This window comes from Helicobacter sp. CLO-3 (genome assembly GCF_001854545.1).
In the GTDB taxonomy this organism is placed as follows: Bacteria; Campylobacterota; Campylobacteria; order Campylobacterales; family Helicobacteraceae; genus Helicobacter_B.
In genome coordinates this window covers 1-12,403 of the sequence record NZ_MLQN01000045.1, presented here as the reverse complement: position 1 = coordinate 12,403, position 12,403 = coordinate 1, and the positions used below count along the sequence as shown (strand labels likewise).

12 protein-coding genes are annotated in these 12,403 nt (G+C 46.2%); 4 read left to right on the top strand and 8 right to left on the bottom strand.

Translation table 11 applies throughout. From position 1 onward, the window contains the following. The 8 genes from BKN38_RS11525 to ilvC form a co-directional block, all read right to left on the bottom strand. Window positions 1-341: hypothetical protein (locus BKN38_RS11525; RefSeq protein ID WP_218117794.1), on the bottom strand; the 341-nt coding region annotated here is incomplete at its 3' end. Window positions 342-394: 53 nt separating this feature from the next. Beyond that, window positions 395-1,426 (bottom strand): ATP-dependent DNA ligase, encoded by a 1,032-nt coding sequence (locus BKN38_RS09320; RefSeq protein WP_066453874.1) that lies wholly within the window; start codon window positions 1,424-1,426, stop codon window positions 395-397. 188 nt (window positions 1,427-1,614) lie between these two features. Then, window positions 1,615-2,637 (bottom strand): LPP20 family lipoprotein, encoded by a 1,023-nt coding sequence (locus BKN38_RS09315; protein ID WP_066453872.1) that lies wholly within the window; start codon window positions 2,635-2,637, stop codon window positions 1,615-1,617. Beyond that, the gene (locus BKN38_RS09310; protein WP_066453871.1) at window positions 2,638-4,452 is read right to left on the bottom strand and encodes a TolC family protein; all 1,815 of its coding nucleotides are present in this window, start codon (window positions 4,450-4,452) and stop codon (window positions 2,638-2,640) included. Between the two features lie 135 nt (window positions 4,453-4,587). Next, complete coding sequence (gene luxS, locus BKN38_RS09305; RefSeq protein WP_066453870.1) at window positions 4,588-5,076, bottom strand: S-ribosylhomocysteine lyase; 489 nt, start codon at window positions 5,074-5,076, stop codon at window positions 4,588-4,590. A gap of 30 nt (window positions 5,077-5,106) precedes the next feature. After that, on the bottom strand, window positions 5,107-5,310 hold the full coding sequence (locus tag BKN38_RS09300) for a hypothetical protein (RefSeq protein WP_066453868.1): 204 nt from the start codon (window positions 5,308-5,310) through the stop codon (window positions 5,107-5,109). A 1-nt stretch (window position 5,311) separates the two neighbouring features. Next, window positions 5,312-6,538 carry a PAS domain-containing sensor histidine kinase gene (locus tag BKN38_RS09295; protein ID WP_233713023.1) on the bottom strand — a complete coding sequence of 409 codons (1,227 nt, stop codon included), beginning with the start codon at window positions 6,536-6,538 and terminating at the stop codon, window positions 5,312-5,314. A gap of 3 nt (window positions 6,539-6,541) precedes the next feature. After that, window positions 6,542-7,567 carry a ketol-acid reductoisomerase gene (gene ilvC, locus BKN38_RS09290; protein ID WP_066453867.1) on the bottom strand — a complete coding sequence of 342 codons (1,026 nt, stop codon included), beginning with the start codon at window positions 7,565-7,567 and terminating at the stop codon, window positions 6,542-6,544. A gap of 257 nt (window positions 7,568-7,824) precedes the next feature. Between ilvC and BKN38_RS09280 the strand changes: the two genes are divergently transcribed. The 4 genes from BKN38_RS09280 to BKN38_RS09265 all read left to right on the top strand — a co-directional run bounded on the left by BKN38_RS09280 (window position 7,825) and on the right by BKN38_RS09265 (window position 12,306). Beyond that, on the top strand, window positions 7,825-9,324 hold the full coding sequence (locus BKN38_RS09280) for a peptidylprolyl isomerase (protein WP_066453863.1): 1,500 nt from the start codon (window positions 7,825-7,827) through the stop codon (window positions 9,322-9,324). An 18-nt stretch (window positions 9,325-9,342) separates the two neighbouring features. Beyond that, window positions 9,343-10,743, top strand: a complete 1,401-nt coding sequence (gene ftsA / locus BKN38_RS09275) for a cell division protein FtsA (RefSeq protein WP_066453861.1) — start codon at window positions 9,343-9,345, stop codon at window positions 10,741-10,743. A gap of 11 nt (window positions 10,744-10,754) precedes the next feature. Further along, window positions 10,755-11,909 (top strand): cell division protein FtsZ, encoded by a 1,155-nt coding sequence (gene ftsZ, locus BKN38_RS09270; protein ID WP_066453857.1) that lies wholly within the window; start codon window positions 10,755-10,757, stop codon window positions 11,907-11,909. A 103-nt stretch (window positions 11,910-12,012) separates the two neighbouring features. Then, window positions 12,013-12,306, top strand: a complete 294-nt coding sequence (locus tag BKN38_RS09265; RefSeq protein ID WP_070957808.1) for a hypothetical protein — start codon at window positions 12,013-12,015, stop codon at window positions 12,304-12,306. The last annotated feature ends 97 nt before the right edge of the window (window positions 12,307-12,403 follow it).

Below are 12,403 nucleotides of genomic sequence, written 5' to 3'. Positions count from 1 at the left end.
AAAAAACACCCACAGAAAAAATTGGAAGGAGGGTTCGGGCGGAGGAGGGATAAAAAGGGACAACGAACTTTTCCCTTGAAATCTCCATTTGTCTTTATTGGGTCCACCCCCCCTGCACAGGAAAAAAAACCCGGATTTTTTTCGGGGTTTCCCCCCCCCCCCCCCAATTTATCTATAAGCATATCTAGTGATTTTCCATCTGTGTATGGGTATATACCATTTCCGCACAAAAATAGATTCTCGCCCTCTCTCACAAGCTTTTCTTCGGTGATTTCTCCCTCCTGCTTGGCTTTTTCAAAAGTGATAGTTTTGGATCGGAAAAAGTTTAGTATAGCGCGCATGGATAGTGCTCCTTGTTGTAGAAATTTGCATTGCATTATAGCAAAATATTATCTTATTGTGCGGCATAGATTCTGTGGAATGTGGCGAATTTTGGGATGCCGTTTTTGGTGAAGCCATAGTGGCGATAGGTTATCATCGTGCCAATAGGTGGCGGGCTGGCGCGCATCTCATCGCTAAAGCCGCTGCCGATGCGAAAATGCAGCAGCTTAGAATCTATCATCTGCTCGCAAGTGATAGAGCCCATTTTACCTTCCAGCCTGCCCTTGCCGCGATTATGCGCTATCACCTTGCATTCCGCGTCATTATAGAGCTTCATTTTTAGCGCATGCTTGGTGCGCCCTTGCTGGTATGGCGCGCTATCATAGCGCAGCACGATGCCCTCCGCGCCGGCATCGCTTAGCTCTTTTAGCCGCTTTTGCAAAGACGCTGTAGAATCTATGCGCTCTTGGGGGATGATATGCAGATGTGTTTGGCGGGCTTCTTTCTCGCTGGCCTCTTTAGTGTCTGCGATGCTTTCAAGATAGCGCGCTAGTATGGATAGGCGCTCTTGCAAGGTGCAGGTTTGGCGCGCTGGCTTTGCATTGGCGCTGGAGCTGGGGCTAGAATCCAGCTTTTTGGATTCTGTGCTAGATTCTGGCATCACAGGCATTATTTGCGCTCCATTTTTCTCACAAAATGGCACATCAAATATATGATACCCCACGCTCGCCCACGCCGCGCAAGCACTTTTTTCATCCGCGTATTCTCGGCTAACCACGCTAAGCACCTCTTCAAACTGCCGCCTGCCAATCCACAGCTCGCCATCTAGCGCAAACGGCGGGAAGTCTTTGGTGAAGCATGCGGGCGCTTTGATGATATTGCCGCTGCGCGTGTGAAGCGTTTTGCCATTCCACGCAGCTCTTATGCCATCTAGCTTTTCGCTCGCCATATAGCCGCTAAGCGCGCTATTTTCTAGCAGCGATTTATCATATACCATAAGCTCTAGCAAGCCAAAAGTTTTGCTAGATTCTGGTGATTTTTGCGCGCTCAAATCAAGCGCAAACAATGCAGCGCAGGCAAATAAAAATCCGCGCGCAAATAGCATTCTGCCAGCGACTAAATCCCAGCACCACCGCCAGAATCTAAAAATGCAGAATCTAAATCTGCAAAATCGCGATGCGGAGAATCTGGGCTTCCAGAATCTAAATTTATAAAATCTATATTTTGCAAAACCCAGCTTGCCAGAATCTAAAATCGCAGAATCTAAGCTTGCAAAAATAGATTTTGCAAAATCTAAATATTCGGAATACTATCGCCGCCCCCTTGCTTGTATTCCAAAAGCTTTTTATACAGCACCACGCCCGCGCGCTTTATCGCCGCATCGCGGCTCGCCTGCTCCTCTTTGATGCTCGCTTGGAAAAGCACATTCCCCCCGCAGTCTTTCATCACCACTTCAAGCACAGCTTGCACGCCTTTGGGGCTCGGGCTTATTTTTAGTGTGTTTTGCAGCTGCGTAAGGTTTGGCTCGCTAGAGATTTTGGCAAATTTAGCTATCTCGCCCAAAATCACTTGCGCCTCGCTAGCGCTCATGCCTTCATTTATCACGCTTATTTTGGGCGCTGGGGCGTTGCGCCTATGAAGCGCGCTGTATGTCTCTAGCGCATCGCTAGATTCTAGCAGCTGGCTGCCGCTTATCGCAGTGATGGTTTGAGATAGGCTTTTGGCGCGTTTTAGCTCGCGCTCAAGCGTGGCAAAGTCTTTGATGCTTAGGCTAGCGCATGTGCTATCTAGCGTGCCCATCGCGCTTATCGCCTCTTTCATCTGCGCTTGCAGAGGTGAAAGCAAATCGCGCCTAGATACGCCTACTTGTATATAATAGGTGTTGTTGGCGTAGGCTTTGTTGGTGATTTTTAGATTCTGTAGCTCGAGCTCTGCTACATTTAGATTGATGTTTTGCGCGAGGCTTGTGGAGAGATCATCGTTTGTTTGGAGGTTTGTGATGCTGGTGTTTGAGCTTACTTGCGTCTGTACGCTTTGGGCTAGGTCGTTGGTGGCTTCTTGCTTGGCGGCAGCGATGCTAGCGCCCATGCCTACGCCATAAAACATGCTGCTTTTAGCACTTTCTTGCGGGTGCAAAAACCAGCTGGGAGGATTTGCCACCCCGCCACAAGCGCTAAGCAAAAATGCCAGAATCAAAAGCGCGCTAAATGCGAGCGTGGCGTATATTTGGCGTGTTTGGCGTGTTTGATAATTTTGGTGTTTTGGTGTTTGGCGCGCAAATCTTATATCTTGAAGTTTTATGCTTTTTAGCTCCATTTAGCTTGCCTCCTTTGTTTGCAAAGAGATGTTAAACGCATCATTTAAGGCTGAAGAGATGGCATTTTGCGCGCTGGTGCTGGCGTTTGCGCTGGCGTTGTTTTTGTTTGCTGTGGCGCTGTTTGCGCTGGTTTTTGCGCTAGAATCTAGATTTTTAGATTCTGCGACGCCAGATTTTGCAATACCGGATTCTGCGCTGGCATTTTCGCCACCATTTTCTGCGCTAGATTCTCCACCAAGACTTCCCCCAAGCTTCCCGCCAAGCGCCTTATACAGCACAATCACAGCCGATATTTCTGAAAGCTTCGCGCTATTATACGACTGCTTCGCACTCAAAAAAGAGTTCATATCGGTAAGATACACATCCTCATCAAGCATGCCAAGCGCATATCGCCCCTGCTGCACATCGATGAGCTCTTTTGAGCCCTCAAGGCTTTTTTGCTGCGCTTTTAGCGAGTCTTTTGAGGTATTGACTTCTTTTAGCGCGTTTTCCACCTCGCCAAGTGCTGTGCGTAGCGTGTTTTCCAGCGCCCAAAACGCCTGCTTTACGCTTTCTTTTTGGATTTTATAGTCTTTGGTGAGCGTGGCGCGGTTTATGAGCGGTGTGGCGAGCGAGCCGGTGATATTCCAGATAAGATCGCCAATCCCGCGCGTCGAATACAAAATCTGCCCCAAACTCCCGCCAAGCGTGATGGAGGGGAAGAGGGCGGCTTTTTTGGAGTTTTTTAGCATGACTTGCGCGTTTAGGTTGGCGATGCTTGATTGCACATCTTCGCGCCCTAGCAATATTTCTTGTGGAAGCTCGCTGATTATGGGGAGTTTGGCATCAGGCAGTGCGCTGGTCGTTTTTGCATAAGCGATGCTTTGGGCGCTTTTGTCCGCGCCTGTATTTGCGTTTGTCGCGGCATTTGTTGCGCTAGAATCTTTATCATCGCTTTTGCTTGCATCACTAGAATCCGCATCACTAGAATCCATAACGCCAGCATCGCCCACATCGCTCATCTGCCTATCTAAAATCTCGGAGTCTTTCGTATTTAGCAGCACCAAAAGCGCATTTTTTGTCTGCTCTGCTTGGAGTTTTAGGCTATTTAGGTTTGACTGCGAGCTTGCAAGGGTGGCGATAAGCGGGTTTAGCGTGGCGACATCTAGCAGTCCGAGATTGTATTTTGATCTAGAGATTTCTAGGATTTTTGCGTTATTTTGCGCGATTTGCTCGGCTATGGCTATCGCGTTTTTTAGGTTTTTTAGCGTGTAGTAGTTGGTCGCCACTTCGCCTATTAGGCTTACTTTGGCGGCTTCTAGGTTTGAGATTGACATGAGGTATTCGTATTTTTTGGATTTTCTTAGCATATTTAGCTTGCCAAATAGATCAAGCTCCCATGAAAGCGATAGATTCCCATTCACGGTGTTTTGATTGACATTGACTTGGTAGCGGTTGTAGTTGCCCGAGCTGTAGTTATAGCCCATGTTGGCGGTGAGTTTGGGGAGCATATTGGCAGTGGCTAGCCCTAGCGAGTCGCGTGCTTGCGCGATTTGAGAAGTCAGCGTCAAAATGTTTGTGTTGTTTTTTAGCGCGATGTCTAGCAGCTCTTCTAGCTCGCTATCATCGATGAGGCTTAGCAGGCTTTGGGCGTATGTCTGCCCTTCTTTGCGCGCCACTTCGCCGGATATGGAGTTGTTTAGCTTGTTGTTTAGATCTATAGATTCTGATACTTTGGCGTTGTCATAAGGTTTCGCACAGCCAAAGCACACCAGCCAAAAGACAAGCGCGCCGATGCTTATCGCGCTATATGTTAGGCTTTTTGGCATGCTCATTTTCGCCCCTTTGCTTTGTGGTATTTTTTGGTATTTGGTGGGTTTTTAAGACTTAGATTCTAGCTCTTTTGTGCGCGGATTCTAGCGTGGCAGATTCTCGCGCGAGAATCTAGAATCTAGAATCTAGCGCAGATTTTACGCAAACTCTTTTAGCAGAATCTTTTGCGTATCCATGATGCCTATGCCTTTATCTAGCACATCGCGCGCGATATCTTGCGCTTCTTTGAGCGAGTGCATGGCGTAAGTGCCGCATTGATATTTATTCGCCTCTGGGATTTCATCGACTTTCAAAATATCTTTCATGCTATTTTCCCACGCCTCGCGCACTTTATCATCGCTTGGCTCACCGATGACACTCATATAAAATCCAGTCCTACAACCCATCGGCGAAATATCGATAATCTCGACATTTGGCGCGTTTAGATGCTCGCGCATAAATCCCGCAAACAAATGCTCTAGCGTGTGGATTCCCTTTTCGCTCAAAATGTCCTTGTTTGGCACGCAAAAGCGCAAATCAAACACGCTTATTTTGTCGCCACTTGGCGTTTGCATACTTTTGGCAAGCCTCACAGCGGGCGCTGGCATGATGGTGTGATCGACTTTGAAACTATCAAGCAAAGGCATAGAAACTCCTTGGTGTTAAATAAACGCGCATTATAGCGCGGATTTGGTAAAATGAATGTGAAAAACATTACAAAGAGCTTTGGGGCAAAAGCCTTTGGGGATGCTTTGAGATATAAAAATACTTGAGATGCTAGAATCTAAAATATGCAAAAACAAAAAGCACCAGAATCTAAAAGTGCTAGAATCCAAAAAGCCCAGCACCTCGCGCTTTTTAATGCTTTTATGTTTCGCCACCTCACACTTTCGGCATAAATATATGAAACTCTTTGCTTGCTATATCTAGCTCTATGCGCCCTAGATGCGCATGCACGATTTGGTTTGAAAGCGCGAGTCCTAGTCCATTGCCCTTTAGCTTTGTCGTCACAAATGGCTCAAAGAGGATATTTGGATCATCAAAAGGCTTGCCATCATCTTTGATGACAAACTCGACTTCATTATTTGCGATGCTACCTCGCATTTGTATGCGCCCTTGTGGATTCTCGCTCTCCTCAATCGCATCAATCGCGTTGAAAAGAAAATTTTGCAGTGCTATCAAAATGAGATCTTTATCAAGCCTCGCGACTTGATCGGCAAAGTCAAAGTCAAAATCGATTTGCTTGCTAAAGCTGTAGCTTTTGATATACGCGCTTAGCTCATCTTGAAGCTCTATAAGGCTCATGGGCTGCTTGTTTGCGCTTATGCCTTTGGAGAAAAGCAGCGTGGCTTTGATGATGCGCTCCACGCGGAAAATGGATTTTTGCAGCTCATCAATGATAGGCTCTTGCTCTTTTGATGCGCTTCTTTGCAGCACGCTTGCAAGCAGCGACATCGAGCCTATGGGGTTTCGTATCTCATGGGCTAGGTGGGCAGAGATCTGCCCCATGGAGGCTAGGCGCGCTTGGCGTTTTTGTGTGGTGATGTCAGTGGCGGTGATTAGCATGCGACTTTGAAAAGAGTTTATCTGCACGAGGAAGATTCTGCCGCCATGCTCGATTTCTAGCTCGGAGGGCTTGCTATCGGTGGTGAGTGCGGTAAAATTTGGCGTGGTTTTGGATTTGGCGGGCGTGGTGATTTGCTCGATTATTGGCTGAAGCTCAATAGCCTGCGTGTTGCGATAGAAAAAGCTGCCATCTTGGTTATACACCCAGACAGCTTGGGGCAGCGTCTCGATGAGCCACTCATAGAGTGCTTTGGCATCTTTGACATCTTTTTCATAGCGGTAGCTTATGTGGATAAACTCTTCTAAAAGCCGCTTGATACTTTCTGGGTCATCTTGAATCTCTTTTAGAAAATCCCTGCCGATTTGCTCATCCACATCGCCAAACTCTTCCATAAAAATGGTGTTTTGCGCGGGCTTTGGGGACTCGCGCGCGCTTTTAGATTCTGGTGCTGGCGTGCTAGATTCTGGCGTGTTTTTAGATTCTGATGCTGGCGCGCTAGATTCTGATGTATCGGATTTTTGCGCGGTTTTGGATTCTGGCATATTTTAGTTTTTATCCTTATCCACTAGCTTATTTGCGCCGATCCAAGGCATCATAGCGCGGAGTCGCTCACCCACTTTTTCGATGCCATGATTTGCTAGATTCTTGCGCTCTGCGTTCATTCTCGCATATCCTGCCTTGCGCTCCAAAATAAAGTCTTTTGCAAAGCGTCCCTCTTGAATATCGCTCAAAATCTCTTTCATAGCCTTTTTAGATTCTGCATTTATCACACGCGGACCGCTTACCATATCGCCATATTCTGCGGTGTTTGAGATAGAGTAGCGCATATTTGCAAGCCCGCCTTCATAAATCAAATCAACGATGAGTTTTAACTCATGCAAGCACTCAAAATACGCCATCTCCTCAGGATAGCCAGCCTCCACAAGCGTCTCAAATCCCGCTTTTACAAGGCTTGTCACGCCACCGCAAAGCACTGCCTGCTCGCCAAATAAATCTGTCTCAGTTTCATCTTTGAAAGTTGTCTCGATGATTCCGCTGCGCCCGCCACCAATGGCACTTGCATAGCTCAAAGCCACAGCGCGCGCGTCATTTTTGCTAGTATCTTGCTCGACTGCGATTAGATCTGGTATCCCGCCACCTCGCACAAACTCGCTTCTTACCGTATGTCCGGGTGCTTTTGGCGCTACCATTATCACGCCAACACCTTTTGGGGCTTTTATCTGCCCAAAATGCACATTAAATCCATGCCCAAAAGCAATGATTTTATCCTCTTTCAAATATGGGGCAATGTCGCGCTCAAACACATCTGCCTGCAGCTCATCTGGGATTAATATCATTATCAAATCAGCCCATTTTGTAGCCTCGCTCACTTCTAGCACCTTAAAGCCCTTTGCCTCCGCCTTAGCCCAGCTTTTCCCACCTTTATAAAGCCCGATAGCCACTTCCACGCCAGAATCTCGCAAGTTTTCTGCATGCGCGTGCCCTTGGCTACCAAAGCCGATGATGGCTACTTTTTTCTTTTTGATAAGCCCTAAATCGCAATCTTTGTCGTAATATACTTTTAATGCCATCGCTTACTCCTTAGAATCTAGTGGTTTTGTAGCGCAAGATTGTAAGGCAATTTGGCTTATATAATTTTTAAGCGCGCGCTCAAATGATTGTGAAGATTGTGAATTTTTGAAAATTTTGGCGCCTAGATTTTGCGGATTTTCAATATCGCTAATCGTTGTCACAAAAGATTTGCTTGCTAGATTCTGCGTAAAGGCTAGCATTTTTGCGATTTTTTCTGATATAATGCGCCAAAAATTTGGCGAGATAGGATTGCGCGATGATAGAATGGATGCAAAAGCACAAAAAATGGCTAGTGATAACTATATGGATTTCAACACTCGCTTTTATCGGTGCTGGCGGGTTTGCATGGGGTATGTATGACTACTCATTATCGGGGGATTCTGTCGCAAAAGTCGGGCAAATCAAGATAAGCAAAATGGAATTCGCCCAAAGCTATCAAGATGAGTTTGAGCGCCAAAAGCGCCGATTTGGCGATATGCTAGATGAAGCGCAGGCGAAGGCTATGGGGCTAGATGAGCGCGTATTGCAAAACCTTATATCAAACGCGCTTATTCGCAATTATGCGCTAGATCTTGGGCTACGCGTGAGTGATGAGGAGATAGCGCGCGAGATAAGCACGAGCGCGGAGTTTGACTTTTTGAAAACTGATGGCGTGTTTGACTTAGCAAAATACGATTCTTTCATAGAATCTCAAGGGCTAAAAAAGCAGGTCTTTGAAGAGCAAGTGAGAAATATGATCCTAACGCGCAAGGTTATAGGGCTTGTGTTTCCGCAAGTGGCAAATGGTATGCCACTTTTTAATAGCGCGCTTGAAAAAGAGGCGCTTAGCTTTGGCTTTGATATAAGCGATACGATAGAGCTTAGCGTGATTTATGGCTCCTCTATACATGTAGATGCGGATGAAGCGGGGTTGAAGGCGTTTTGGGAAGCGCGCAAGGATGCGTATAAAACGCCCGCTTCTTATAAAGTAGAGGCTATCATCACCAAATCAAGCGAGCAAAAATACGATGAAAGCGAGCTGCAAAAGTTTTATGAGAAAAACTACATAGTAGGCGAAAATCCTGCTATCCCAGAATCCATAAAGCCACAAGTAGCACTTGCACTGCAGCAGCAAAACGCCAAAATAGAAGCGCTAAAAAGCTACTCGGAGCTACAAAAATCAAAAGCTGCCAACACGCAAGAGCTAACTATCATCGCAGATTCTGGCGAATATAGCGAAGAAATCATCAAAGCGCTAGAATCTAGCGCAAAGGGTGCTGCGATAAAGCCTCTTGCCTTTGGTGATGATTTTATCACGCTAAAAGTGCTAGAGAAAAATGCGCCACAAATCATGGGCTTTGATGAGGTGCGTGGCGTGCTAACGCAAGAATATCTAAAAGATAAGCGCGCGCAAGAGCTAGAAAAAATGGCGATTGGCAGGCTTGGCGTGTTTAAAGGTGAGCGCATCGCTGGGATAAAAATCCCAACACAAGAGCAAATATCCTCCCAGCGCTATAGAATCGGGAATCTAGATTTTTATACCTCTATGGGATTGCTACAAAAAATCTTTGATAGCCCAAAAGGCGCAAATTATGCTATAATAGGCGAAAATGCCTTTTTGTTTAGGATAATATCGCAGGCAGTGGATACAAATGCCGGCTCTAGCGTAAGTAGCGGTATGGCGGATTCTATGGCGGCTCAAGTGAAAATAGAGCTTATGGCGCAGCTGGTTTTTGAGTTTTTAGAGCGTCAGTATAAGATACAGAAATTTATTTAAAAATTTTAGGAGGAGCATTTGTCGCAAACAATTTTGGGTATCGACATAGGATCTAGCAAGATATGCGCTGTGATCGCTGATGTCAAAGATGGCGTGCCTCACATCATAGGTATGGGCATACACCGCTCGCAAGGCGTGAAAAAGGGGCTAGTCGTCAATATCGATCTTGCAAGCAAGGCGATAAAAGCCGCCATCGCTGATGCAAATCGCATGGCGGGCACCGAGAATCTAAACAAAGCCATCGTGTCCGTCTCTGGTGCCTATACCAAAAGCGTGGGTAGCTCTGGCGTGTATAATGTCACCGAAAATGAAATAGGCATCAAAGAAATAGGCAAAGCGCTAAATAACGCTGTGTATAATGCCTCGATTCCGCAAGAATTTGATGTGATACATGTGCTTCCATATAAGTTTAGGCTAGATGATCAAGACCATATCGAAGATCCTATGGGTATGACAGGGCGGCGCTTGGAGGTGTTTGTGCATATCGTCACAGCACAGCACTCAAGCCTAGAGAATCTACGCAAGACGATATATCTAGCAGGTGTTGAGATACAAAACATCGTGCTATCTTCTTATGCCTCATCTATCAGCGTGCTAAGCGATGATGAAAAAGAGCTGGGCGTGGCGTGCATAGATATCGGCGGTAGCACTTGTGAGATAATGATACATGATGGCAACGCAATGCGGTATAATAACTTTTTGGGCGTTGGCTCACATCACATCACAAGCGATCTCGCAATGGCGCTAAATACCAAAATCCCAGCCGCTGAAGAAGTAAAAATCGCGTTTGGAAATCTCTGTGGCGAGCCAAGCGATAGGCGCATAGAGGTGCCTTCTGTGGGCGTGGATGATGCGGTGCATTTTGTCATGCTAGATGAAGCGCAAAAGGTTATAAAAATGCGCGTGGTAGAGACTTTTGGCGTGCTTGCTAGGTATCTGGAGCAAAGCGGGCTAAAAGATAGGCTAGGTGCTGGTGTGGTGCTGACAGGCGGGATGATGAATATGCAGGGCATCCGCGAGCTAGCTAAGGCATTTTTCCAAAATATGCCAACGCGCATTTCTAAGCCAATCGAGATGCCCGGGATTTTTGATGAGCTGCGTGATCCGGCGTTTTCTACGGTGCTTGGGCTTTTGTGGTATGGTGCGGGGAAATATACCAATTATGAGCGCGATTCTATGTCAAAGATTTGCTACAAAGAATCTAGGGCGCTAGATGATATGCCTTCATTTACGCCTACACCTTCATACGCACCAAATCGCGATTTTCAAAACATCATGGATACAGACCTCTCTAATTTAAAGGAGAATCTATCCAAAAACAGCGACATCGCTAGCGCGCATACAGAGCGCAAACAGGAAGGCTCTAAGTTTGACAATTTTCGTAAGAAAATTACCGAATTTGCGGAAAAATTATTCTAGAAAGGACGCACATGGCAGAAGATATGAGCATCGACATACAAGAAATCAAGAAAAACAAGGTAGTCAAAATCGTAGTGATTGGCGTGGGTGGCGGCGGCTCCAATATGGTGTCGCATCTTTATAAAAGTAGCGCACATGAGGATTTGACGCTAATCGCAGCAAACACCGATATACAGCATCTTAGCGTATGTCAAGTGCCTATAAAAATACAGCTAGGCGAGCGCATCACAGCAGGGCTAGGTGCTGGTGCTGATGATGAGATGGGTAAAAAAGCAGCGCTTGAAAGCATGGATGAAATCAAACACCATCTCACAGGGGCGGATATGGTTATCGTGTGCGCTGGGCTTGGCGGTGGCACTGGCACAGGCGCAGCACCCGTGATAGCGCAAATCGCTAAAGAGTTAGGCGCACTCACCGTGTCTATCAGCACAAAGCCTTTTAAATTTGAAGGACCAAAGCGTATGAAAGCCGCGCAACGCGGATTTGAAGAGCTAAATAAAGTGAGTGATTCTATCATTGTCGTGCCAAATGACAAACTGCGCTCAATCATTGGCAAAAACACCGGGCTAAAAGAAAGCTTCAGAATGGTGGATAGCGTCCTATCTCGCGCGGCTAGCGGCCTTTCTAGCATCATACTTGATTATGGCGAGGATGATATAAATGTGGATTTTGCGGATTTGAAGCGCGTGATGAATTATCGCGGTCTGGCGCTTATGGGGATAGGCGAGGGCAGCGGCGAGAATGCAAGTATCGATGCGCTGCGAAGCGCGATAGAGTCGCCACTATTTGACAACCTCTCGATAAATGGCGCAAAAGGCGTGGCGATAAATTTCTATATACATCCAGAATATCCGATGATGCAGATAGAAGACACTATGGATTTTATCAATGAAGTGGTGGATAGCGAGGAGGCGGATATTATTTTTGGGACGCGCACGGATGCGAGTCTGCCACAGGATTTTGCGCGCGTGACGGTCATCGCTACGGGATTTGAAAAAAGTATCACCGCCGCAGCTAACCCCGAGCAAACATCAGCCAAGCAAGCAGATAGCGCACCAAAACAGCAGGATTTTTCTTTCAACTACAATGAATTGAAACTTGTAAGCGGTAGCGATGATGTGGTGGATTACGACCAGCCCAGCTACCTCCGCGCAAAGAAGGATTAAGCCCGCATAGGTTTTTGAATTAAGCGCAATGCCAATGCCAATTAAGGTCGTCTAGGCAGAATTGCTTAGATTTTGTTTTACATATCATAGAAAGGATATAACAATGACACAAGATTATGGACTAAAAAATGAGCTAATCGAAAAATACTCAGAAATGGCTTATGAAGAGCGCAAATTTGTGCTAGATTCTATTGCGCTGCATAAGCCAAAGAAGATTTTGGAGGTTGGTATCGCAGCTGGTGCAAATAGTGCGCTTATTTTAAATTTCCTAAAACAGCAAGATATGCTAGAATCCACGCAGCTTTTTTCATGCGATTACAACGAAACATATTATAGAGATTTGTTTGGTTGGAATTTGTCGGCGGATGAATCTATCCAAAAACAGCGACATCGCTAGCGCGCATACAGAGCGCAAACAGGAAGGCTCTAAGTTTGACAATTTTCGTAAGAAAATTACCGAATTTGCGGAAAAATTATTCTAGAAAGGACGCACA